The sequence below is a fragment of the Paenibacillus sp. 01T424 genome (assembly GCF_056398745.1).
In genome coordinates, this window is record NZ_JBFTPZ010000012.1 from 89,397 (window position 1) to 112,779 (window position 23,383).

Consider the following 23,383-nt stretch of genomic DNA (forward strand, 5'->3'; position numbering starts at 1 on the left):
AATATAAGTACTAAACCATTCATTTTCTGGAATCGTTGCTTTTTACTGCACTTATTAATGCAAAGGGAAGTAATGTAATAGAAAAGATGGCTGTGAATATGTTGAATTGTGTGGTTTTATAAGGGACGAACCATTCCGTAAACAGCTTCGAATGAGATATGGAGTTATAGATCCGGTTAAATAATGCCCCATCTTGCAAGTTTGGCGCCCATGAAAAACGATCACAGATAATAAAGAATAATTGTAAAACAAGAAATAGTCCAATCGGAAACATCCAACTTCTTTTTAGATTAGATCGACCTTTGTTTGGTGTAACTTTCATTTGACCAGTTCTCCTTATTATTTCATCACTTGTTATATACTTGTGCGGCCTCCTATAAGTCCTTTCTAGTAAACAGATGTACAGTTAAGTAATAGGAAGCAATGAATAACAGTAAGACAGCAATCGGGATAAGAAATAGCGTTTGGTTATTGCTAAAGCCTTGGTTGTTTATCATATTCATAAACATAGCTGTAGGCTGCGCCAGAGCAATTAGGATAATCATAAATACGAAATTTATAATACCGGTTCCTTTTTTACTAAGTGTGTAAAAGAGTGGCATATAGATGGAAGTTAGAATAAGCACTATTCCTAATGGAACTAGCATGTCTATGACCGAATAATCCGGCTTGTTTAGCTGAGGGAATGCTAGTTTAACGAGAGAGTGAATCCCATAAGAAGCAAGGACTCCAAAAAGTGTGTAAATGATGGCTGTTATGTATTTCGCTTTTACAATATGTTTACGGCTAATCGGCAGCGTGACCAGAAAATTATGGTGATTTTTTTTGATATCAATCATCATACCTAGACTAAGTGATGCACAAGCTGTATAGATAGCCACAAGGTGAATAGAAGATTCATGTTTTGGTATAAATGCAATACTGTATACAGCGAGAAAAAGTATAATAAGCCCTAGTGAGCTTTTTAAAGCGATGAAGTCTTTACGAAGCAAGTTAAGCATGAATTCGTCCTCCCTTAGCGGTGTAATAGATGATGTCTTCTAAGGATGGTTTATCGAAAACAACATAATTGCCAAACAACTGTAAGGCATCTTGCCTATTGTTTACTAAGCCCTCAAACCCAACATCAGTCTCACGAATCCCGATAAAATTGCTTCGTATATCCGAATCAAGCAGTTGCAAGTCACCTTTGACGATTGCATACCTCTCGAATACTTCATCTTTTGATTCATTAAATACGAGCTTTCCACGATTGATGAAAGTAATGTAGTCAGCAATGCGATCTAAATCTGTTGTAATATGGGTCGAAAATATAATGGTATTTCTCTCGTCCTGCATCATATCCCCAAGTAGATCAAGCAATTCTCTTCTAAACACAGGATCAAGTCCAGAGGTTGGCTCATCCATAATTAAGAGCTCTGCCTCATGCGATAAGGCAACTGCAAGTGAAAACTTGATTTTCATCCCCTTTGATAACTCATCGATCTTCTTCTTAGGAGACAACTCGAATTGTTCAAGTAAGCCGTTAAACTTAGTATTGCTCCACTTTTTGTAGAAAGGTGCGATCATCTCCTTCATATCACGAATCGTAAGATGTTCATAATAGAAGCAGTCATCCGACACGATGCCGATGCGCTGCTTAATATCAACTTCATGTTCAGGCATAGCGCGGCCTAATATTTTTACACTACCGGAGTCTGGACGGATCATGCCGAGCATCATTTTGATCAAAGTGCTTTTACCAACACCATTCGGACCAATCAGTCCGGTTATGTAGCCCTTTTTTACATCTAAAGATACATTATCGACTGTAAATTGATTGTACGTTTTCGTAAGATTACGTAATTCTATTGCATTCATGGGGTCTGTTCCTCCTCGAAAAAGAGAGTGAAATGATTGATTAGATCTTGTTGACTCATGTTTAGTTCCTTGCTTTCTCGAATGATTTCTATCATTTTCTCTTCTAATAGTTTCATACGCTGCTCCCGAATAAAGTCTTTATTTGCTCCTGATACGAAACAGCCCTTACCTACAACTGAGTCGATTAACTTCTCTTTCTCTAACTCTTCATAAACACGCTTAGTTGTAATTACACTAACTTGCAAATCCTTGGCAAGCTGCCTAATGGAGGGAAGGAGTTCACCTGCACGTATTTCATTGCTCAAGATGCTCTGCCTAATCTGGTTCATTATTTGGATGTAAATCGGATCGCTTGATGCGTTGGATATAATAATTTTCATGTTTCATTACCTCGTTCTCGTTGATAGAGTATCTACCGTATATATATAATATATACACTATTATCTTTTGCGTCAATATTTTAATTTATTGTGATTATTGGGTAGTGGAGCAACAGTTCATGTAGGAGATGATTCCACGCCTATATTAGCTTTTTTCTGTGGCTTCAAAGTGAAATGCATGTGTTGGATGCAAAGGAATATAGCTAAGTTGAAAAATGAAAGTAACCATTGAAGCAATATCATTTCATTGTAAAAAATGCTTTTAATCAAACAGTCCCTACCCTCCATTGATTTGAAATGCTTATAATATAATTAGAATAATTTGGATGTGGTGAGTATGTATGTACATTAGAAGCAACAAGAAATGAAATCGAACGGAGCAAATAAAAAATGGAGCATAAAATTATAGATATTGGCGTCAACTTGATGCATCGATCGTATAATCAAGATCGTGAACAGGTGGTTGAAAGGGCGGAAGCAAATGGGGTTTCTCCACTTGTTATTACGGGAACAAGCTTGAGGAACAGCATGGAAGCTGCCCGCTATGCAGGTCGTTTACCCGGAAAGCTGTACTCTACTGCGGGTGTTCATCCACACGATGCGAAGAGCTGTACAGATGCGACAATGAAGCAGCTCAAACAACTGGCGGCACAGCCACAGGTGGTTGCTATCGGAGAATGCGGACTAGATTATAACCGAGATTTCTCTCCACGGGATGTACAACGCAAATGGTTTGCCAAGCAAATTGATTTAGCGCTTGAGCAGGATATGCCGCTGTTTCTGCATGAGCGGGAAGCATTTTCGGATTTTATAGCCATTCTTAAGGAACAATCGGTTCGGAAAGCGGTCGTCCATTGTTTTACGGGGACTTTGCCAGAACTTAAGGCTTATCTCGAAATGGGATTCCATATTGGAATCACAGGCTGGATTTGTGATGAGCGAAGAGGCAAACACCTGAAAGAGCTTGTAAGGATGATTCCGCTGGACCGGCTCATGATCGAGACGGATGGGCCATTTTTAACGCCACGGGATTTGAAAGGGAAGCCGCAGGATGGACGGAATGAGCCGGCTTTCTTACCACACATTTTGCAAACTGTATCACGGTGTATAGGAAAACCAGTAGAAGAGGTAGCTGAGGCTACGAGAAAAACGTCTGAGGAATTTTTTGGTTTATAAGAGTTAAGAGATAAGAGGCGCCAGACCAACTTTGATATAGAACTTTTTTTCACTGTCTATCATAAAAGAAAATCAACGGCCTGGTATGTGAAGAAGGACGATACGATTTATTTTGATATGATGGTTAGTGGAAATAAATTTAAGAGATTAACAAAACATGAACAGAGAGAAAAATTGAGTTATTCTTTTTCATGTACAAATCTTAAAATAAGATTGAATCTAAATACAGATGATGAAGTATATAAGGATCCAAATAAGCTTTGCTAATAGAAATGACATATAAAACATAGTTTTATCTAAACCGCGATTAACGCGGTTTTTTTTATTTTCAGAACACAGCTCAATTATGGAGAGCCTTAACAGAAACTTAACTGTCTTCCAAATATCGTAGATGGAATTAAGGTTAAGTTTAATAGCGTGTAAGACTGGAATGCTAGAATGACGGTAAGAAAGGAGACTCAGTACAGGCTAGAATTGAATCATGGAAAATTCGTAATCGTTCAAAATGAGAGACAAAAGGATGTGGATGATTTGAAAAAAAGATTCATATGGACGCTTGCAGCGGCCTTAGTTCTGACCCCGCTTATTCCTACAAACGCAATGGCTTCCAACACCGTAGCTTCGGTTTATTCTAAGACGCTAGAGAAGATTGCTTCTGAGAAAGCGGCACTTCTAACTGAACAATATGGAATACCTAGCGTGCAGTATGCCTTGATCGATAATGGAGTGATCAAAGTATCGGGACAATCAGGAGTTAACGACATAGAAGGAAAAATCCCTTTAACGAAGGAAACCATCTATGGTATTGGCTCTACGAGCAAAATGTTTACCGCGTCAGCAGTCATGAAATTAGTGGATGRAGGTAAGATCAATCTCGATACCCCCGTCGTACACTATATTACGGATTTTAAGATGGAAGATGAACGTTATAAAAAGATTACTCCGCGCATGTTGTTGAATCACTCATCTGGTTTGCAGGGTTCGAGTTTAAACAGTGCATTTTTATTTAATGATCCAGATACGTACGTACACGATTCGCTGCTAAAGAACTTGTCTACACAGAAATTAAAGGCAGAACCGGGAGCTTTTTCAGTGTATTGTAATGATGGATTCACGCTCGCAGAAATTCTTGTAGAAAGAGTCAGCAAAATGACTTTTACCGCATTCATTCATGACAATTTTGCTGTGCCTTTGGGTATGAGCCATACCATGACGCCACAAGACATGGTAGAGACGAGCAAATTTGCCGGCCTTTACTCTCCAGCCTATGAGGGCCAGCTTCCAACGGAGACGACCAATGCGATTGGTACAGGCGGAGTCTACTCTACTGCGGAGGATTTGGTTCGATTCTCGCAAATCTTTACTGGGAAGAGAGCGGACGTACTCTCCATCAAATCAGCACAGGCCATGGAGCAAGAAGAGTATAGGAAGGGATTATGGCCCGAAGAAGCGGATAACTCGATGGACTACGGACTTGGTTGGGATAGCGTACGCTTATTCCCTTTCAATGATTATGGTATAAAAGCCCTCGTCAAAGGAGGAGACACACAGATGTATCATTCCTCCTTCATCGTGCTTCCCGAGCAGAACATGGCTGCAGCAGTCATTACCTCAGGCGGTAGCTCCTCAATAAATCAGCTGCTAGCGAGTGAATTGCTCCTTCAGGCGATGAAAGAGAAGGGCGCAATTAAAGAGATCAAGCCAGATAAATCATTTGGCAAGCCGGTTAAGGCTGACATGCCAAAAGATCTTGTGAAGTACGCAGGTTATTACAGTACTCAAGGCGATCAGTGGAATATAGCTATAAAAGACGGGGAACTGTCGTTGTCAGGAATGGTTGCTCCAGATCAGAAATTTATATACACCAAGGATGGAACTTTTGTCGACGAAGATGGAAGCACAAAGGTTAGTTTTGTAAAAGAAAGCAACGGACGGACTTATTTGTGGATGAGCCAGTATGTTTCAGTACCTGAATTAGGCCAGCTTGCATTTTCTGAATACAAAGCGGAGAAATTGGAAGGTGCAGTGCTGGATAAAGAAACGGCAGATGCGTGGGCAAAAAGAGAAGGCAAATCCTACTATCCAGTCAACGAGAAATTCAGTTCCATCGCCAATATGAACATTATTAGGCCAACAATAAAGACAAGCCAAGGTTATTTCAATGATATAAAAATAACAGGTGCCAATACGGCTGAGAGCCAGCATCAGATTCCTGGAACAGCAGGCCGAGATACACTGAGTATTCTTTTTTATGCTAAAGAGGGCGTAGAGTACCTTAATGCGGCTGCAACCGTGTATATGAGCGAGGATGGAGTGAAGCCGCTGTATAAAGGCAAATCGTCGATAACTACAATTCAAGCTGACGGTTATGCTAGATGGTTCAGCGTTCCCGAAACAGCTGCTGGCAAGAAAATGGTAGTCAAGATGCCAGCTAAAGGTAGTTTTATGGTATACGATGAAGCAGGAGCACTGGTGAATAATACGGTCATTAGCGGTAAAAATGAAGTTGTATTGCCTGCGAACGGATATATCGTATTTGCTGGAAATGCGGGATCTGCTTTCGGTATTACGCTAGTGAAATAGAGAGTTGATACGTATAAACTAGACTCATATACAGATTTGGCCAGCTATTATAGCTGTTTTTTGAACAGCCTTCAACGGCTTCCAAATGATTGCAGGTACCATCACCAATAGGGCGCAGGGAGCAGAGCTCTTATGCGTCTTTTTTTTGCGTATTGTTCATTCGGCTGTGTTACCCCGCGTCATTCTCCATATTTACAAAATAAGGATCATATATTATAATCCTCTTTATAGACTGACGGTCGGTCTATAGAACGGAGGGTCTTCATGAGAACGCTCAAAGAGCCGGAAGAACGGAAAAATGAAATATTGGATACAGCGGAAGCTTTATTCCATACCAAGGGTTACGACAAGACGACGATCAACGATATTTTGAAAGAAATCGGAATTGCAAAAGGAACCTTCTACTATTACTTCAAATCGAAAGAAGAAGTGATGGATGCAATCGTCATCAGGATTGTGGATAGCGGGGTATTGGCAGCCAAAGAAATCTCCGCAAATGCTAGTCTTACCGTCCACGAGAAGTTTCTGTACATCATGCTCGCGCAAAAGCCGGCCTCAAACAGCTCAAAAAGCCAGCTTATTGAAACGTTGCATGACGTCAATAACGCCCAAATGCATCAAAAAAGCTTGTCAGAGACGGTGTGCAAGCTGACTCCTATTTTGCAGGAGGTTACAGAGCAAGGAATAAGAGAAAAGCTGTTTGCCACGCCATATCCGAAGGAAGCAATAGAGTTACTGCTTGTGTCAGCTGTAACCCTATTTGATGAGGGCATATTCAACTGGCAGCCGCAGGAGATATCTCAAAAAATTCAAGGCTTCATTTATGCCATGGAAACGCTGCTTGGAGCAGAGAAAGGCAGCTTCGCTTACGTGGCAAGGCTGTTTGAGCAAGCAGACCCGGCAGACGGTAAGACGAATGGCGAATAATGCTTTTAGAAAATTTATCATTCTATGGTTCGGGGAACTGGTTTCCAGTATCGGCAGCGGCTTAACCGCGTTCGGCTTAGGGGTTTACGTCTTCCAGACGACCCACTCCGCCACGGCAGTGTCACTCGTGACGCTGTGCACCTTTTTGCCGATGATCCTGTTAAGTCCAGTTGGCGGTGTATTGGCGGACCGATTTGATCGACGGCTGATGATGCTGCTCGGTGATGGCGGCTCGGCGCTTGGGCTTATTTACATTCTAATCGTCATGTTCTCAGGCGAGGCACAGCTTTGGCAGCTCTGTGTGGGGGTGACGATCAGCTCTATATTCGCATCGTTGACCGACCCGGCTTATAAAGCGACGATTACCGATTTGCTGCCTGAAGAACAGTTTGCGAAAGCGAGTGGGCTGGTGCAGCTTGCCGGTTCCTCCAAATATTTATTTTCCCCTGTCATTGCGGGCATGCTGCTTGCTGTGGTGGATATCGAGGTACTTCTGATTATAGATATAAGCACAGTATTCATCACGATCATTACGATTTCCGCCGTTCGCCGATGCTTGGTTGCTAAGCCAGTCAGTAAGAAGAAGTTCAGCTTAGCAAAGGATTTGAAAGAGGGATGGCGTATCCTTGTCTCTCGAAAAGGGGTTTTTACTCTCACGCTGCTAATGACTGTGGTCACCTTTTATATGGGCATTCTGCAAACCTTATTTACGCCCATGGTGCTTCCGCTATCTAATGCCAAGACATTAGGGATCGTCCAATCGGTCAGTGCGACAGGGCTGCTGCTTGGCAGCTTGTTTATTGGTATCTTCAGCGTTAATCAACAGTATGCACGAGTGCTTTCCGCTGGACTTTTTGTCGCTGGCATTTTCTTCTCGCTTATTGGAGTATCAACGAATATTTACGTAATCGCAGCCGCAGGCTTTCTGTTTTTTGCGACCTTGCCTTTCGTTAATACAAGCGCAGATGTATTGATTCGAACGAACATACCAAACGAAGCACAAGGCAGGGCTTGGGGAATGATCGGAGTGGTTTCCCAATTCGGCTATATTGCTGCGTATGCATCGGCAGGTCTTTTATCCGACTATATATTTAATCCTCTGATGGTTGAAGGTGGGGGGCTAGCTTCCTCGGTTGGAAAATGGATCGGCAGCGGCCAAGGGCGCGGTATCGGCTTGTTATTTATTATTTCTGGCATTTTGGTCATCGTTTTAGCACTTATTATGGCAAGGATGRAGTCGATTCGGGCGCTGGAGACAAAGTAAGGAAAGGAGGGACTAACATGCTAGCGAAAATAATAAAAAAAGATTTTAAACGAAATAAGGCGATTACGATTATCTTGTTCGTGTTCATTATGCTGTCTGTGCTGCTTGCTTCCAGCGGGACGACGATGATAACGCAGCTATTTCGCTCCATCAACCATTTATTTACTGTATCTAGTGCGCCGCACTACGTGCAGATGCACGCCGGACCCGTGGACAGAGCTGCCATTCAGAGCTTTGCGGCAAAGAACTCCCTTATCAAGAGTGAGCAAATCTCTGAAATGCTGGTGATCGACAATGCTAATCTCTTCTTTGGCGACAATCAGGAAGCGGATAGCAGCAGCGTAATGGATAACGGCTTTGTCGTGCAGAACAAGAGCTTTGATTATTTACTTACGCTGGAAAATAAGCGGATTGAGGTTTTGGACGGGGAGATTGCGGTTCCTATTTATTATAGGCAGCAGCATCACTTAAACCTGGGCGATCCGATTCGAATTTCGGTTGGATCACAGAATATGACGTTCACCATTACAGATTTTGTGCGTGATGTTCAAATGAATCCTTCGATTATCAGCTCCAAGCGTTTCGTCGTAAGCGAAGCGGATCATGAAGCCTTGAAGAGTATGACCGGTGAAACGGAGTATATGATTGCATTTCAGCTTAAGGATCTAAGCAAGCTTAATGAATTCAAGACAGCATACCAGTCAGCCGGACTACCGGCTAAAGGCCCTGCCATTGACTATTCCTTGTTCCAGATGCTTCATGCATTAACGGACGGGGTAGTCGCTGTCATCATCTTTCTGGTCAGCAGCTTATTAGTTCTTATTGCGGTGCTGTGTCTGCGGTTCACCATACTGACCACGCTGGAAGAGGATTATAAAGAGATTGGCGTCATGAAAGCCTTCGGCATCCGTCAACAGCATATTCGAAACATCTATCTGACCAAATATATTGTTCTGGCGGGGGCCGCTAGTCTTTTCGGATATGTGCTTTCCCTTTGTATTCGTCCGCTATTCCTATCCAATATGGCGTTGTATATCGGGATTGCTCCGCAAAGCATACTGCAAAGCTTGATTCCTATTTTGGTAGCTGGATTGGTGTTTGCTTTCGTTCTGCTCTTCTGCACCCTTGTGCTGAGGCGATTTCATAAAATCTCGGCCGTTGAAGCGCTGCGAGCCGGTGCGATGGGCGAGCTTAAGGTGAATACGAAGCGGTTGCCGCTTTATAAAAGCAGAATTCCTAGTGTTAACGTATTTTTGGCGCTGAAAGATGTCGTCGGACGGTTTAAAATGTATTTTTTATTGTTTATTATTTTTGTCATTTGCTTCTTCATCATCATTGTTCCGGTCAATTTCCTGCATACGATGCAGTCACCTAGCTTTGTTGCGTATATGGGGGTCGGACAAAGCGATATGCGAATGGATTTGCAGCAATCCGATCACATGCAGGATAAATTTGACGAAGTTCAGCATTACCTTGCTCAAGATACGGATATAGTGAAATTTTCTCCGCTCGTGACGAGTAAATACAGCGTCGTAGGAAGTGAAGGAGCATTAGAGAGCATACAGGTTGAAACGGGGGATTTCTCCATTTTCCCTTTGAAATACAGCAGCGGCAACGCTCCTATCAACAAAAACGATATGGCTCTCTCCAGTCTGAACGCTGACGCTCTGTCGAAAAAAGTGGGAGACGCGCTGATATTAGTCATTAACGGTAAGCAGCATGAGATGACCGTTAGCGGCATTTATCAGGACGTGACCAATGGCGGCAAAACAGCCAAAGCGCTGCTGCCCTATCAACCGGAGGATGTACTCTGGTATACCTTTAATGCGGACATTAGACATGGCAGCGATATAGGGGCCAAAATAACCGAATATACGGGTCTTTTTCCAGGGGTGAAAGTGACGCATCTCCAAGATTATATGCATCAGACACTCGGCTCGACGATTAAGCAGATCAAGATGGTTACGGTACTTGCCGTTATCATTGCTGTGTTTATCTCCATTCTGATTACTTCGCTTTTCTTAAAGCTGCTGACCGCAAAAGATTATTCCGGCATCGCCATTATGAGAAGCCTTGGTATTGCCGCCGCACATATTCGAAAGCAGTACGTGATACGGATACTGGTTGTGCTTGCAGGCGGTATTCTCATGGGTACGCTTATGGCCCATACGTTTGGGCAAAGTCTGGTAGGTTTGCTGATGTCTTCGATGGGAGCCTCCAATATCCAGTTTGTGACGAACCCATGGGTATCTTATTTCTTGTATCCATTAGCTCTTGGTTTAGTTGTCACCATTGCAACGCTGGTAGGCACGCTATCGATGAAAAAATACAGCATGACGAGAATGATAACCGAATGAGGGGATAAAGCATGAACCACATATTGGAGATTACAGACCTGAATAAAACCTATTCAATAAGCAAAGGGCAAGAACAAGCCGTACTGAAAAATATTAATCTGCAGATACACGAGGGCGAGTTCGTTGCCGTCATGGGGGCGTCAGGCTCGGGAAAGTCGACCTTGCTCTACACAATTAGCGGCATGGATCGGATGACTTCCGGACAAGTCTTGTTTGATGGGCAAAATATTTCCTCCCTTTCGGAGAAGGAATTGGATCAGCTGCGCCAGAACAAAATGGGATTTATTTTTCAGCAGATCCATCTCCTCAAAAATCTCAGCATGCTCGATAATATCATTCTGTCCGAATATTTTGCAGCCAAAGAGAGCCGGGACTCCATTCGCCTGCGAGCGGAGGAGTTGATGAAGAAAACAGGAATCTCTGCGCTCGCAGACCGCGATATAACGCAGGCTTCCGGCGGACAGCTCCAACGGGTGAGCATTTGCCGGGCGCTCATGAACCAGCCGAAGATTATTCTCGGAGATGAGCCGACGGGAGCACTAAACTCGAAAGCGACATCTGACATCATGGAGCTGCTTGGCAGCATCAACCAATCCGGAACTACCATACTGCTGGTCACGCACGACGTCAAGGTCGCTGCCAAAACCGAGCGCGTCCTGTTGATGGAGGATGGAGAGATTGTTGGCGAGCAGTATTTAGGGAAATATCGTTTTGATAGCGACGATGTTAAGGGGCGGGAGGAAAAGCTTTCTGCTTGGCTGTTAAAGATGGGGATTTAATGGTGGGAGTCTGGTGCGATGGCTCCTAATGAGGTGATCGACTATATAATCATCCTTGAGCTTTGCCATCTTACCCCTATGAATCATGACCGTTCTTTTTGGCGACGCGTAGGAAGCATCATTCCGGATTACAAAGAAAATGAGGAGTATCTAGCAAGGCATGGACAGGCGAGGACCTTGTAGAAGCCAGCTGCGCGGAAAGGTTGGACGATCAGGCTGGAAACTGGTATACTTGCCGGGATTGCTCCTATTAAAGCGATTTCAATTGCTAGTTTTAGCGGGAGCTGATCTACTATGGGCGTCGTCAGGAGTGGTACTAAAGATGAAGAAATATAATTTTATTCGTCCGTTAATGCTGATTGTCATAGCACTGCTTGTAAAAAGCCTTATTACGAATCTTTGTATGGTATTTGGGATGGAACAGGGACCGGCAGAAAATGTTGGTTTCATTAGCATGCTTGTCGCAGCATTCATCATTTATTCGAGAATGGCCCAGAAGCGCCGCAAATAACTATAAGGCCCGAAAGGAGCAGCCATGGACGGCAATAAAATCACATTTGAGACAATCGATCAGTATATCGCCCATTACTCTCCTGAGATTCAGGACATTTTGGAGAAGATAAGAGGCGTGATTAAAGTGGCTGCACCAGAAGCGACAGAAAAAATCAGCTATCAAATGCCGACCTTCGTGCTCCACGGGAACTTGGTTCATTTTGCAGCTTACAAAAATCATATCGGCTTATATCCGGCTCCAAGCGGAATTGAGGCCTTTAAACAGCAATTATCCCCGTATAAAGGGGCAAAAGGGTCGATTCGCTTCCCTTTAGACGAGCCTATACCTTACGAATTAATTGGTGAGATCGTAAAATACAGAGTAGCTGAGAATATTGAAAAAGCCGCGAATAAAAAAGTGAAGAAAAAGAAATAGGAGCAGAGATGCTCCATTGAAAAAATGCCTCAGAGAATTTTCTCTGGGGCATTTTTTTCGTTTGAACGACTTTTTCGAAAAATGAAGTAACAGCAAAGGGAGCAGGTTCAAGCATGAAGTGCCGAAGCTAGATATAATCCCATGTATGGTTCATGTGGTTGTGCTCTAGCAAGGAATGATTTTTTAACTTCATTTCATATTCTCTATGCTCAAATAGTGGTAACATATACTTGTCTTCGTTGAGATTTTGATGTGAAACGGACGCGAAAAACGAATTTTATGGATAAATAAAATCTTACTGGTCTGTGGTTTTTTTATAGAAGGTCATTGAAATAGGATGAAAAGTTACTAATGCAACAGAAACAAACTGCTGGTGTAGGAGAAGACGGTGAAATCTCAAAAGGGAGTGTAAAACAATGAATTTAGAAATGGTTATGCAGGAGATTGAAGCTCTTGGCAAGGATCGAACTAAAAAAATATACCAATCCAATGGCGCACAGGAACCGCTTTTTGGTGTTGCTACAGGCCAAATGAAGCCTATTTTCAAAAAAACAAAAATAAATCAACCGTTGGCTGAGCAGCTTTATGCTACAGGGAACTACGACGCCATGTATTTTGCCGGAATTATTGCAGATCCCAATGCGATGACGGAAGCGGATTATGACCGTTGGATGGATGGAGCTTATTTTTATATGCTGTCCGATTATGTTGTTGCGGTAACCTTGGCAGAAGCCGATATTGCACAAGAAGTGGCTGACAAATGGATCGCAAGCGGAGAAGAACTGAAAATGTCTGCGGGTTGGAGCTGTTACTGCTGGCTTTTGGGGAGTCGGCCGGATGATGAATTTACCGAAAGCAAAATGGCCAATCTGCTCGAAACTGTGAAAAATACGATTCATGATGCTCCCGAACGAACAAAATATGCAATGAATAATTTTATTTACACAGTAGGGGTATCCTACATGCGGCTCCATGATAAAGCAATGGAGATCGCATTGGAAGTAGGCCCGGTAGAAGTTAATCGGGACAAGAAAAAAAGCAGTTTTTTGGTCGCATCTGAACAGATTCAAAAAGCAGTTGATAAACAGCGGCTTGGTTTCAAACGCAAGCATGTAAGATGCTAAAAGTTTCTTCGTGGATTGATATGGCGCTAGCGAGCAAGTAATACAAGGTTATTCCGATGGAAGTCGAGCTGTCGAAGGTAATAACTTTGAAATAGTTTATATCGCTATGTTAAGCACTCCACACATGTGGAGTGCTTTTTGTCGCTCGTTAGTAATTAGCATTTTATGAGCCACATTTACCTGCCATTTAAAGCCCGAACGTATTCTACGCTAGGGCTATATACATAGAATAGAAGGAGTTGGTAACTATGAAGTAGGATTTCCCGGACTAGAACTCTCATTGCAATAAGCAGGTCCCTTATTGATTTCAGTAAGTTTGGGATTGACGGAAAAGATTTTTGCATTGATATCTGTTATACCAAAGTCAGCTAATCTGCTAGTGTGCATAATGTTATATTTTTCAGCCGTTTCTTTTGTTTCAAACAAATAAATTCCACCGGCTTCATTTTTTTCGGAATTTTCTGTCCAGATTTTCCATATGAATCCATCTTCTTCGTTGATACTTTTTGCTAAATCAGAAAACGCCTCTGCCATCTCATCTCCGAACGGTCCATTCATTTTAAAATCCACTTGTAATACGTACGACATTATAGTCACTTCCCTTTGTTTATTTAGTAGCGGTAAAATACAATTCTCCTAAAATTTTGTTCACCTGATAATGATTTGTTGGAAGCTCTTGTTCAATAAGAAATTTTACGTCTGCTTGTTCAACATCATACATGACTTCAATTTCTTTGGAGAAAAGAAGCTTTTCTTTTTCAAGCAAGTCAGAAAGGGAAGGGACTGGTTTGGGTTGTAAATCTTCGAGATTCAGAACTTTTTTCAAACCGTCAACATAGTTATCCAACGGACGGCTGCCAACAATTTTTACGCCCTTATTCTCCTCATTAGTCATAATAATGGTAGGGAAACCTCGGACACCCAACCTTCTAACTAGATCAAAATCCTCATGTAACAATTGAAGACCGACCTGTTGTTCAGCTTCGTTTACAATTGCTTTTCCATCAAGGCCGATATGATTTGCGATTTCAATCATAACCGATTTATCTGATATATTTTGATTAAATGCAAACAGTGCTTCTCTTGAACGACGCAAATATTCTGTTGCTTTTGCATCAGTATGATTTTTTTGAATCACCTTAAATACACGAGAAGGCGGGTAGGATGATTGAACTGGATTATCTATCATTAAAGTCCCATCAATTGGCATTCTTGAATGCTCTCCAACTTCTCTCCAGTGAGGGGCCACATCGGCTGGTTTATGAATGCCGTTTGCCGGATCGATTGGTCCATCATGCCATTTTTCCAGCAAACCGCCCATAACCTTATGAAAGTTAAAAAAGTTCCCGTATTGCTCTACAAAACGACGAAGCACAGGTTCAAGCGCCCAGCAATGCGAACAAATAGGATCGGTCACATAGTAAAGATTAACTGCTTTTGTGGGCGGATTAAAATCAATAATCTCCACTTCCTCCTCTTCAGCTACCCCGCATACGCCTGTTTGTAGATCACAAACCATATTATTATTGTTCCCCATTTTAATTCCTCATTTCTCTTTTAATAAGTAAAGATAAGCGATGAAAAGCAAACACTTATACCTCGTTAGCGAAATACATATTTATTTGCTTGCAATTAAATTTTAAATCATAATTAAAATCATCAACACCAATAGATCTGTGGATGTGTCGTTTATACAACACATTTAAGAAGTTGTTTAAAAAGTAGGAGGTTAACAAAATGACCGAATCAAAGTCGGACCCCCGAGTTCTACGTACCCGCAAATTAATTATGGATTCTTTCATTGAACTTTCAGGGAAAAAGGAATTTAAAGATATTACGATAAAAGATATAACTACAGAAGCGATGATTAATCGTGCAACTTTTTATTATCATTTTGAAGATATACACAACTTATTGGAAAAAGTACTGTCAGAAGTATTGTTAGTCAATTTGAATTATGACTTTTATCAAAATGACGAACTAAATGAAGAAGTATTTGTTAGCATCTTTGAAGCTGTAACAAATTTTCAAAAGTCATTATCCAGTCGTTGCCATAGAGGCTACGAAGATACCATTGCCCGTATTATTAGGGAACAGCTTGAAATTATTTTTTATAAAATGTTGTTAAAGCAGCATAAAGCGGAGAAGGATGAAGCTCTAAAACTTACAGCTGTCCTATTAAGCTGGGGAATTTATGGGGTTTCTGTAGAATGGCGAAGAAATAGTCACAAGACACCGCCGGAAGAATTTATCAAATTAGCGATTCCTTATATACGGACTGGAATTGATAGAATGTAAGGGGAATTGAATAGCTATTTGAAATCTCTTGTGAAATCGGCTCTTAAGAAAGCTAGTGTGAAAACAAATAAGACTAAGAGTGAGCTGTATAATAATTAGAAGAAGCTTAAAGAGTTAAAACAAGTCAGGGTATATTTGAATAAATCAAGAAGAGGGGTGCACGCAGCCCCTCTTCTTTTTGTTTTATTAAAACTATTTATTATTCGTTTTCCCTCTTATAAACCAACGGATTTTTAATACTCGCTGCGATTCCGCCCGGCTTGCAGCCTGGCAGCCAATTTTCAAGATCAGAGCGTCTTGCCTTGCTGTCTGGCTCACCAACGAGTGTACCGTCTGCATAGTAGATAATGGTCATCACCTTGCGCATATGGTCAGTTGGATTACCCGGAGCAGAGTGGATGGTCCAACCTGCATGGAAGGTAGCGTCTCCAGCCGCCATAGCACCGTAATTTACTTGAGGAATGCTGCGTCCTTCGATGAATTGACCAAGGGTTTTATGTGATTCATCCGAAATTTCTTGCCTGCTGACATAACCCAAATGATTGGTGCCGGAAGCAAAGTTCATTGTACCCACTTCTTCAGGAATAGGGACCAGCGGCATCCACAGCGTAATGGTATTATTGGTATCGAAAGGCCAATAAATTTGGTCTTGATGCCATGGCGTATGACCGCCGCCAGGTTCTTTGAATAATGCTTGATCATGATAAATCCGGACACCCTCAACACCCATTAATTCTGCAGCTATTCTTGCAAAACGTTTTGCCAGTGTGAATGCAGCTGCAGCCTCACTCATCTCCCAAAGGTTGCCTACTTGTATAAAAGCTTTGCCGTAAGTATCCCGTTCAGAGACCGGTTTATCATGGTAATTGTGCTTAAATACCAAGTCACTAATGATTGGTTCATACGTTTCTATCATTTCTGCGGATGCGACATTTTTTAAAAAGAGATGGCCATCTTTTTGATAAGAAGCGATTTGTTCTTGCGTGAGAGAATAGCTTTCTTCAAGCAGGGGCAGCGTGCTTAACCTATTGTTTTCATTCATCATATTTCCTCCTAATTGTATGTGTTTGTTTCAGCTTCGCAATACATACAGTGTAAAGGATTCTTCTATGATCTGGCTTTGTCAAAGCTTCAAATAAGTTTGTCAAAAACAACTGTAATTGTGGGATAGATATGATATTCTGTGAGTAATTACGAGTAGAGGATGAGGATGTTCATGAAACCTGGCATGGATGCAACGATGAACCACCGGATCGTGCCCTATATACGGGAGTGCGATTTTGCGCTGCGAAAACCGTGGGTACTGCCGGAACGCCGCTTGCTTGATTACTTGCTTGTCTATGTACAGGAAGGGGAATGCTTGTTCACAGTTGATGGGGTGGCCTATCCATTCGAAAAAGGTGAGTTTTGTTTCATTCAGCCGAATAGTGTGAATCGTTTGGAAGGGACAACGAATACGGTAACGCCGTTTGCACACTTTGATCTATTTTATAGCACGACTAGCGACCAAAGCTTCCCAACACGAGCGGGCCAATTGGATTTGACCCCCTATCAGCATCTTATGCAGCCGAGATTGGACGAGCAGTTCCAAACTCATATTCCGGTGAAGCTGAAGCTAAGTCATCCATCTAAATTTCGGGATACATTTTTGCAAGTGGTGGAATTTTGGCAGTATAAAGACTCCATTATGCAATTGAAGGCACAAACCCGAATGATGGAATTGATCACCTCCATACTAGAGGATTACATACCTGCCAATCATGTGAAGCAAATGTCACCGCAGGCATTAAATTGGATTACTTCTTATTTTTCGTTTAACTTGAGCGAACCTTTATCGGTAGTTGATATGGCGCGAAGAGCTAATCTATCTACTTCAAGATTTAACGATGTATTTAAAATGCAGTACGGTGTAACACCGCATCAATATTTGTTAAAAACACGCATAGATCATGCTTGTGATCTGCTGCTTGCATCCAAGCTGACACAAGAGCAGATCGCAAGTTATTGTGGGTTTTCAGATATTCATCATTTTTCTAAAGCATTCAAGAAGATAGTAGGAATAACTCCTGGTGAGTACAGCAGGGGGACAATGGGTCGATGATACTAGCTTGATCGGTCAAACGATAGTACAGCAGTAAGAAATGAAAGGGGGAATCTGACGAAGCTCTCAAACAAAAGGCAAGCATTCTTTCACATTGTTGTAGATGAGCATGAAGCTATGGAGTGTTTGCCATAAAACTCGAAAAAATTGCAACAAAAGCACCGTTATCTATTTCCAACACCCCCAAATTAAAGTTAAATCCAACACCCATAAACAATTATAGAGGTATCTTATTATAATAGATGATTTTTAGAAATTTAATTCTAAAAGCAACGATCTATTAAAAACTACCGTTGTTTTTATTTATTTTTCTTCGTCCTCGATAGACTCTCTGGCTTTTTCTAAAACCTCCGATAGTTGAGCTGCATCATGTATTAATGAACAAAAACCACATCCTCACACGTGGTTTAGTTGTGGCAGCATTTATAGTGAGCAAGTTGATTCGCTTTAGCAGTTTCGGCAATATATGATTTGACGCATGGAAGAGGGCTGACATAGCTGAAATAAGACGAGAAGAGTTATAATAGAAGGACCTATTATATGGAGGTTAATCAACATGTCTATATTTACACGCACGGATCATATTGGCGTCATTCAACCGGATATCAACGTATATCAAGCAAAACCAGAGGATACGGAAGCTGTATTGCAGCTTCTCATCCAAACAGCTAAATGGCTAAAGAGCAAAGGCTCTACGCAGTGGAGCGGCTTGTTGAAGGGTGAGGATTCTCATCAAACGCCTGAGGCAATTAAACGCGGTGAAGTATACCTATTTAGGCAAGGCAACCGATTGGCAGGAATGGTCATGCTTATGCAGCAAGCAAGCGCTTGGGATCGCGAGCTATGGGGCGAAGAGGGGCATGAACAGTCCATCTATCTGCATCGACTTAACATTAACCGTGAGGTTGCAGGCAAAAACTTAGGTGAGGCCATTGTGGATTGGGCAGGATCAGGTATTCATTTTGAGGGAAAAGACCGTATTCGGCTGGACTGTATTGCGAATAATCCGAAGCTCAATGCATTCTACCTAAGCTGCGGGTATGAACATAAAGGTTTATCCTCCAATGCGATGGGGGAATTTAATTTATACGAGAAAATGCAGACAGTACAGTAATAGAAGAGGGACGGAGCAGTTCAAACTGCGCCGTCCCTCTTTTGCATTTTTTAAAAAGGTTATTTGCTCGCTAATCCCAAATCATCAAGCAATCTCATCACGGCTACGACTGCCTGTGCTTTCGTCACTTTCGACTGAGGATCAAATTTCGTCTCGGATACGCCTTGCAAAATTTGTTCTTTAACTAATAGTGCAACGGAAGCTTTAGCATAGGATGATATAGAAGCTTGATCACGGAATGACTCAAGCAATGCTGCGTCACCGTCTGCCGTACGATCAATCAGCTTCATCACTTTTGCCAAAATGACTGCCATGTCCTGGCGAGTAATCGTACCGTTCGGATCAAATAGCTGCTCGCTCTTGCCTGTAATGATGCCTAATTCCTTAGCTAATGCAATATCTCCAGCATATTTGGAATCTGCCGCTACATCATCAAATGGAGCGCCTTCTACTTTTGGCACGATGCCGAGGCCTCTGCTGATCATGGAAATAAATTCAGCCCTAGTGATGATCGTGTTTCCTCCGAATTGTTCATTCGATTGTCCAAAAACGATTAATTTGGCTGCTGCACGCTCGATATGGTTTTTGTTCCATTCAGCCGTCACGTCTTTGAAGTTGAAGATGGATTCGACAATGGTATAGATGCTGTTGCCGTTGCTGACCAGATGAGCGGTAACTCCGCCTTTATCGTCTTTTTTGAACACCGTATGGAGTGGACGGAATTCATTTGTGCCAGGCAAGTAAACAACGCCGTTTGCACGGTTTGTATCTATATCTTTAGCATTCAATTGATAAATACGGGTGAGAACAGACTGGCCAAAATCAGTGACTTCCTCATATTTGTTGTCAGCTATTAGCTTAAAAATCTTAAAATCAAGCGACGAAACTTTTAGCGTATAGCCATTCTTTTTCGCCACTTGTTCAATTGTAGCTGCTTCGCTCGCAGTCGGTGGAGTAATCGAAATTTTGATATCTGATTTCAGGTGAATCGCATGGGCTGGAATGACATAGGTAACTCCGTTCCAGATGATGGACAAATTCGCCTTATCGTTTTTGCTGGCAAGCGCTGCAATAACTTCCTTAGGAAGGATGACATCCACTTGGGCTGCATCGTTGCCGACAGTCACTTTTAGCTCGGCGGAGCTAGCCGCTCCAATAGTTTGAATAGCCGCATCTTTCAAAATCGTAACGGTCCACTTGCCGCCGGATTTCGTAACGTTGGAATCAAGCTCATTTTTATCTTTGACCGCTTGCGGGTTCCCAGATGACGACTCTGGCGGAGCCGTGTAATCTAATGTTTTTGCCTCTAGTTTTGTCATTTCGGACTTTTCGATTATCTCATCCTCATTTTTAGTAATGGCTACTACACCAATGGAATAGGTCGTACTGTGCGTCAGTTGCGTAAACGTGTAGTTTGTAGCAGTTGTAGATTCCACCAATTTATCACCCAGATAAACGTCATACCCATCTGCTTTCGGAGAAGCTGTCCATTGAACGCTAATCGCGTCATAGGTTGAACTCGTAACCGTGAGATGAGCTGGAGATATTACGCCTGCTGTACTTACAACCAGTGCACTGCTTGCAGGAGAAACCTCTGTAATGTTATTGCCGTCTTTTCTGATACTGAGCACGGTAACGGTGTAGTCTGATCCAAGGTTCAGCTTGTCTGCTTTAAACTGCGTATTCGCTGTATATCCTGTAAATATGGCGTTCACGAATACTTCATAGCCAGCAGCCCCTTGGACAGCATCCCATTTGATTTCAAAGGATTGTTTGTCCGCGCTGAGCTTTGTTACATTTTGAGGAGCAGCTAGTGCGTTTTCATTCACCTTCCCGTCAATCGGAAGATCACTGATCAACTGCGTTGTAAGTGTTTTGTTGCGGTCACCGCTAATGTCCCAAGTCATAACGCCAGCCAAATCCAACGTTTTGACAAGCGAAGTGCTATACATCATTGTTGTTTGGTCATTATAAGTAATAAACATTCCGGTTTCATTATTGTAAACATAAGCGACCTTTGAATGCTCGTTCCAGTAACGGGTATATCCGTTTTGGTCTATCATATTGTTCTCAACCTCGGCAAAATCGAACTTACCGCTCTCCCATGATCCATAAGGAATGGATGTGCAGTTTTGATATTCACCGTTTGCGGAACAACCCTTCCAGCCTATTCCATAATAAGGAACACCCATGTTTAGTTTAAAAGCCGGAACGCCGCCGTTCAAATGACCAAGCAAGGCGCCTCTAACATTGTTGCGCTTCGCAGAGGCTCTTACATTATTAGGGTCTTGATAGAGAGGCGAATTATGGAAAGCCCGCAGTTCCCAGCTTCCGCTATAGTCATAGCTCATAATGTTGATCATATCTAGGTATTGAACAGAATTTACGAAGTCAGCATTGACTACGAAATCATCTCCTTGACCGGATGCGATGGTGAGCAAATAATATTTGCCATCGATGGAGCCGGCTGCATCAAGCGCTGCACGAACGGTTTGCATGAGAAGAGTGAAGTTTTGTTTATCCTCTGGACGATTGATATTATCCGATTCTCCGCCCTCAACCGGATATTCCCAGTCGATATCGAGTCCATCCATCTTATACGTACGCAAATATTTAACGACGGAATTCGCAAACGTACGACGTGTGACCTCAGATGCAGCCATGTCGGAGAAATGATTGGAGAATGTCCAGCCGCCTACGGAAGCCATCAGCTTCAGCTCAGGGTTATTATTTTTAATTTTGTTAAAAGCAGCAATCTGCTCAATATCGACCTTCTGGTCTCCAAGCACAAGCTCTCCGTCGAAAACATAATTCTCTTGCAGCGGAATGTCTTTATTTTGGCAAGCTACACCGTTTGAACCAACTTTACGCCAGCATATATCGGAGAAGGCGTAGTTGAGATGTGTAAGCTGTGAAACATCGATGTCTTCTGGAAAGTATTGACGATTATTGTCATAGGAAAACCAGCTGCCGTAATAGGTGAAATTAGTGTAGTCCGCACCTGGAATCGTCGTTGCTGCGCTGCTGGCAGCTGATTTCCATAGCGCATTTTTGGCTGCAACTGTAAAGCTGTAGGATTTGCCTTCTGTTAAACCCTCAGCAACATACCGATTGGAATCGCTGGAGCCGATAAGCTTGCCTGCTTCATAGATGTCGTAGCTCGTTGCGCCAGGGGTCGGTGCCCAGCCTAGAGAAGCAGTTGTGCGGTTGGCTGTAATGACTTGAAGATCGAGCGGCGCCGCAAGCTCGCCCCATTTGATTTCTAAAGGTGGGCCGTTAACCGGATCTTTGCCGGAAGCGCCATTTTGCGCGCCAACCATAAATTTGTAGATGCTGCCTGCTGTAAGTCCACCTTCTGGGAACGTATAGATGAATGTGTCGGAGCCATTCCATATTCCGCCTTTCCATCCACCGTTAACATAGAAGTCATAGCCGTTGGCATCAGGACTGCCTGTCCATTTGAACGTAATATTGGATGATGTAATATCGCTTACCTTTAAATATTGAGGAGGCGTTAATGGCGGTTCTTTATATTCACTTGTATCCTTTGGCGTAGTGAAAGTAATCGAATTGCTCTTCTGTTTATCTGTTAGATTAGCATATTGAGTACCGTTCGGACCTAAGAAGAAGGTATATTTGGTTTCTTCCTTTAATCCGCCAATCGTACTGCCTCCTACTTGTGTGAAGCCGGAATAAGGATCTTTGTTAAGAGGAGGATTGTCCGGATTCCAAACCCAGTAATCATCTAGCTTATGCGCAGGATCAAAGGTAACGGTTACCGTATTATGTGTAACATTCACAATACTTAGGTTGCTAGGTCCTGGATTGCCAGTCGGCTCATTGGAAGGCTCGCCGGCAAGTGTCGTAAATTCAACGTAGTTGCTTCGCAACACCCGCGTGTAAGGTCTCTTGTACCAAGTGGTATACAGCTTGTACGTCGTATTAGGCTGCAAGTTTTGCAGCTCCACACTGCCGCCTTTCCCTGTAGCTAAATAGTTGTTTATATCTTCTTTTGTTGGATTAGCAGGGTCTGGAGTTACGTAGTACCATACATCAACGTCAGCTTGCTCTGGATGAACATCCCATTTAAGCTGTGCACTCGTCGCAGTGATGGAATCGGTTACAACAGTTAGGTTTTGAGGGACGGGAGGGGCTGCCTCATAGACAGCATCCGTTACGGCTCGAGCAGCTTCGTTCAATGCTGGCAACGCTGCTTCATTCCCATAAGCTGTTGTTGTGTCAAGGAAAGGAGAAACGAGAAGTGCGAGACACATAAACATAATGACAAACTTCATTCCTTTTTTTCTTGCAAAAATATTCACCATATCACCTCTAATTTTCATAGTCGAACATTGCAGCATTAGCATTCATGTGCAAGTCTGGGTGTGGTTGTTTTCTCAATGTGTTACGGAGTATTTTGGGCGGGTTCTTGCTTTTCCGAGACCGAATTTGGCAGTCACAATCACCAACTGTCACGGAATTAAAAGGGGAT

At 42.5% G+C, this 23,383-nt stretch carries 20 protein-coding genes and 1 pseudogene; 13 read left to right on the top strand and 8 right to left on the bottom strand.

Annotated elements, in window-relative coordinates; all coding sequences use genetic code 11:
* Window positions 1-19: 19 nt before the first annotated feature.
* The 4 genes from AC1DPK_RS12055 to AC1DPK_RS12070 are packed head-to-tail and all read right to left on the bottom strand — an operon-like array spanning window position 20 to window position 2,240.
* Complete coding sequence (locus tag AC1DPK_RS12055; RefSeq protein ID WP_477510469.1) at window positions 20-322, bottom strand: YfzA family protein; 303 nt, start codon at window positions 320-322, stop codon at window positions 20-22.
* A 52-nt stretch (window positions 323-374) separates the two neighbouring features.
* Entirely contained in the window at window positions 375-1,001 is a 627-nt protein-coding gene (locus AC1DPK_RS12060) for an ABC-2 transporter permease (RefSeq protein ID WP_477510470.1), read from the bottom strand.
* The gene (locus tag AC1DPK_RS12065; protein ID WP_441884108.1) at window positions 994-1,860 is read right to left on the bottom strand and encodes an ABC transporter ATP-binding protein; all 867 of its coding nucleotides are present in this window, start codon (window positions 1,858-1,860) and stop codon (window positions 994-996) included. The genes AC1DPK_RS12060 and AC1DPK_RS12065 overlap by 8 nt, the downstream gene beginning before the upstream one ends.
* Window positions 1,857-2,240 carry a GntR family transcriptional regulator gene (locus AC1DPK_RS12070; protein WP_441884111.1) on the bottom strand — a complete coding sequence of 128 codons (384 nt, stop codon included), beginning with the start codon at window positions 2,238-2,240 and terminating at the stop codon, window positions 1,857-1,859. Before AC1DPK_RS12070 ends, AC1DPK_RS12065 begins: the two co-directional genes overlap by 4 nt.
* A gap of 390 nt (window positions 2,241-2,630) precedes the next feature.
* On the opposite strand from AC1DPK_RS12070, the gene AC1DPK_RS12075 reads away from it, so the two are divergent.
* From AC1DPK_RS12075 to AC1DPK_RS12120, 10 genes and pseudogenes are all read left to right on the top strand, one after another.
* Window positions 2,631-3,416, top strand: a complete 786-nt coding sequence (locus AC1DPK_RS12075) for a TatD family hydrolase (RefSeq protein ID WP_477510471.1) — start codon at window positions 2,631-2,633, stop codon at window positions 3,414-3,416.
* 531 nt (window positions 3,417-3,947) lie between these two features.
* Window positions 3,948-5,999, top strand: coding sequence for a serine hydrolase domain-containing protein (locus tag AC1DPK_RS12080; RefSeq protein WP_477510472.1), 2,052 nt, complete (start codon window positions 3,948-3,950; stop codon window positions 5,997-5,999).
* A gap of 264 nt (window positions 6,000-6,263) precedes the next feature.
* On the top strand, window positions 6,264-6,926 hold the full coding sequence (locus AC1DPK_RS12085; protein ID WP_477510473.1) for a TetR/AcrR family transcriptional regulator: 663 nt from the start codon (window positions 6,264-6,266) through the stop codon (window positions 6,924-6,926).
* Complete coding sequence (locus AC1DPK_RS12090; protein WP_477510474.1) at window positions 6,883-8,190, top strand: MFS transporter; 1,308 nt, start codon at window positions 6,883-6,885, stop codon at window positions 8,188-8,190. The genes AC1DPK_RS12085 and AC1DPK_RS12090 overlap by 44 nt, the downstream gene beginning before the upstream one ends.
* A gap of 17 nt (window positions 8,191-8,207) precedes the next feature.
* Window positions 8,208-10,547 carry an ABC transporter permease gene (locus AC1DPK_RS12095; protein WP_477510475.1) on the top strand — a complete coding sequence of 780 codons (2,340 nt, stop codon included), beginning with the start codon at window positions 8,208-8,210 and terminating at the stop codon, window positions 10,545-10,547.
* Window positions 10,548-10,558: 11 nt separating this feature from the next.
* Window positions 10,559-11,326: an ABC transporter ATP-binding protein gene (locus AC1DPK_RS12100; RefSeq protein WP_441884129.1), complete on the top strand. Its 768-nt coding sequence runs from the start codon at window positions 10,559-10,561 to the stop codon at window positions 11,324-11,326.
* A gap of 15 nt (window positions 11,327-11,341) precedes the next feature.
* Window positions 11,342-11,509 (top strand): annotated as a pseudogene (locus AC1DPK_RS12105) (M48 metallopeptidase family protein); the annotation flags it as partial.
* Complete coding sequence (locus AC1DPK_RS12110) at window positions 11,487-11,837, top strand: hypothetical protein (protein WP_477510476.1); 351 nt, start codon at window positions 11,487-11,489, stop codon at window positions 11,835-11,837. The pseudogene AC1DPK_RS12105 and the gene AC1DPK_RS12110, both read left to right, overlap by 23 nt.
* 24 nt (window positions 11,838-11,861) lie before the next feature.
* Window positions 11,862-12,254, top strand: a complete 393-nt coding sequence (locus tag AC1DPK_RS12115) for an iron chaperone (protein ID WP_441884132.1) — start codon at window positions 11,862-11,864, stop codon at window positions 12,252-12,254.
* Window positions 12,255-12,670: 416 nt separating this feature from the next.
* Window positions 12,671-13,378 (top strand): DNA alkylation repair protein, encoded by a 708-nt coding sequence (locus AC1DPK_RS12120; RefSeq protein WP_477510477.1) that lies wholly within the window; start codon window positions 12,671-12,673, stop codon window positions 13,376-13,378.
* Window positions 13,379-13,624: 246 nt separating this feature from the next.
* Here the strand turns inward: AC1DPK_RS12120 and AC1DPK_RS12125 are convergent, their stop codons facing one another.
* On the bottom strand, window positions 13,625-13,966 hold the full coding sequence (locus AC1DPK_RS12125) for a monooxygenase (protein ID WP_477510478.1): 342 nt from the start codon (window positions 13,964-13,966) through the stop codon (window positions 13,625-13,627).
* 19 nt (window positions 13,967-13,985) lie between these two features.
* The gene (locus tag AC1DPK_RS12130) at window positions 13,986-14,915 is read right to left on the bottom strand and encodes a DsbA family protein (RefSeq protein WP_477510479.1); all 930 of its coding nucleotides are present in this window, start codon (window positions 14,913-14,915) and stop codon (window positions 13,986-13,988) included.
* A gap of 200 nt (window positions 14,916-15,115) precedes the next feature.
* Here AC1DPK_RS12130 and AC1DPK_RS12135 point away from each other — a divergent pair, with 200 nt between their 5' ends.
* Complete coding sequence (locus tag AC1DPK_RS12135; RefSeq protein ID WP_441884144.1) at window positions 15,116-15,676, top strand: TetR/AcrR family transcriptional regulator; 561 nt, start codon at window positions 15,116-15,118, stop codon at window positions 15,674-15,676.
* Between the two features lie 199 nt (window positions 15,677-15,875).
* Here AC1DPK_RS12135 and AC1DPK_RS12140 read toward each other — a convergent pair whose 3' ends face one another.
* Window positions 15,876-16,721 carry a phytanoyl-CoA dioxygenase family protein gene (locus tag AC1DPK_RS12140; RefSeq protein ID WP_477510480.1) on the bottom strand — a complete coding sequence of 282 codons (846 nt, stop codon included), beginning with the start codon at window positions 16,719-16,721 and terminating at the stop codon, window positions 15,876-15,878.
* Window positions 16,722-16,892: 171 nt separating this feature from the next.
* Here AC1DPK_RS12140 and AC1DPK_RS12145 point away from each other — a divergent pair, with 171 nt between their 5' ends.
* Window positions 16,893-17,777 (top strand): helix-turn-helix domain-containing protein, encoded by an 885-nt coding sequence (locus tag AC1DPK_RS12145; RefSeq protein WP_477510481.1) that lies wholly within the window; start codon window positions 16,893-16,895, stop codon window positions 17,775-17,777.
* Between the two features lie 556 nt (window positions 17,778-18,333).
* Window positions 18,334-18,891, top strand: a complete 558-nt coding sequence (locus AC1DPK_RS12150; protein ID WP_477510482.1) for a GNAT family N-acetyltransferase — start codon at window positions 18,334-18,336, stop codon at window positions 18,889-18,891.
* Window positions 18,892-18,950: 59 nt separating this feature from the next.
* On the opposite strand, the gene AC1DPK_RS12155 is transcribed toward AC1DPK_RS12150, so the two are convergent.
* The gene (locus AC1DPK_RS12155) at window positions 18,951-23,216 is read right to left on the bottom strand and encodes a glycosyl hydrolase family 18 protein (RefSeq protein ID WP_477510483.1); all 4,266 of its coding nucleotides are present in this window, start codon (window positions 23,214-23,216) and stop codon (window positions 18,951-18,953) included.
* Window positions 23,217-23,383 lie beyond the last annotated feature (167 nt).

What these genes read in the sequence shown, in the direction of transcription:
- AC1DPK_RS12055 (WP_477510469.1), bottom strand. Translation starts at nt 322, where the DNA reads ATGAAAGTTACACCAAACAAAGGTCGATCTAATCTAAAAAGAAGTTGG.
- AC1DPK_RS12060 (WP_477510470.1), bottom strand. Translation starts at nt 1,001, where the DNA reads ATGCTTAACTTGCTTCGTAAAGACTTCATCGCTTTAAAAAGCTCACTA.
- AC1DPK_RS12065 (WP_441884108.1), bottom strand. Translation starts at nt 1,860, where the DNA reads ATGAATGCAATAGAATTACGTAATCTTACGAAAACGTACAATCAATTT.
- AC1DPK_RS12070 (WP_441884111.1), bottom strand. Translation starts at nt 2,240, where the DNA reads ATGAAAATTATTATATCCAACGCATCAAGCGATCCGATTTACATCCAA.
- AC1DPK_RS12075 (WP_477510471.1), top strand. Translation starts at nt 2,631, where the DNA reads ATGGAGCATAAAATTATAGATATTGGCGTCAACTTGATGCATCGATCG.
- AC1DPK_RS12085 (WP_477510473.1), top strand. Translation starts at nt 6,264, where the DNA reads ATGAGAACGCTCAAAGAGCCGGAAGAACGGAAAAATGAAATATTGGAT.
- AC1DPK_RS12095 (WP_477510475.1), top strand. Translation starts at nt 8,208, where the DNA reads ATGCTAGCGAAAATAATAAAAAAAGATTTTAAACGAAATAAGGCGATT.
- AC1DPK_RS12100 (WP_441884129.1), top strand. Translation starts at nt 10,559, where the DNA reads ATGAACCACATATTGGAGATTACAGACCTGAATAAAACCTATTCAATA.
- AC1DPK_RS12110 (WP_477510476.1), top strand. Translation starts at nt 11,487, where the DNA reads ATGGACAGGCGAGGACCTTGTAGAAGCCAGCTGCGCGGAAAGGTTGGA.
- AC1DPK_RS12115 (WP_441884132.1), top strand. Translation starts at nt 11,862, where the DNA reads ATGGACGGCAATAAAATCACATTTGAGACAATCGATCAGTATATCGCC.
- AC1DPK_RS12120 (WP_477510477.1), top strand. Translation starts at nt 12,671, where the DNA reads ATGAATTTAGAAATGGTTATGCAGGAGATTGAAGCTCTTGGCAAGGAT.
- AC1DPK_RS12125 (WP_477510478.1), bottom strand. Translation starts at nt 13,966, where the DNA reads ATGTCGTACGTATTACAAGTGGATTTTAAAATGAATGGACCGTTCGGA.
- AC1DPK_RS12130 (WP_477510479.1), bottom strand. Translation starts at nt 14,915, where the DNA reads ATGGGGAACAATAATAATATGGTTTGTGATCTACAAACAGGCGTATGC.
- AC1DPK_RS12135 (WP_441884144.1), top strand. Translation starts at nt 15,116, where the DNA reads ATGACCGAATCAAAGTCGGACCCCCGAGTTCTACGTACCCGCAAATTA.
- AC1DPK_RS12140 (WP_477510480.1), bottom strand. Translation starts at nt 16,721, where the DNA reads ATGATGAATGAAAACAATAGGTTAAGCACGCTGCCCCTGCTTGAAGAA.
- AC1DPK_RS12145 (WP_477510481.1), top strand. Translation starts at nt 16,893, where the DNA reads ATGAAACCTGGCATGGATGCAACGATGAACCACCGGATCGTGCCCTAT.
- AC1DPK_RS12150 (WP_477510482.1), top strand. Translation starts at nt 18,334, where the DNA reads ATGTCTATATTTACACGCACGGATCATATTGGCGTCATTCAACCGGAT.
- AC1DPK_RS12155 (WP_477510483.1), bottom strand. Translation starts at nt 23,216, where the DNA reads ATGGTGAATATTTTTGCAAGAAAAAAAGGAATGAAGTTTGTCATTATG.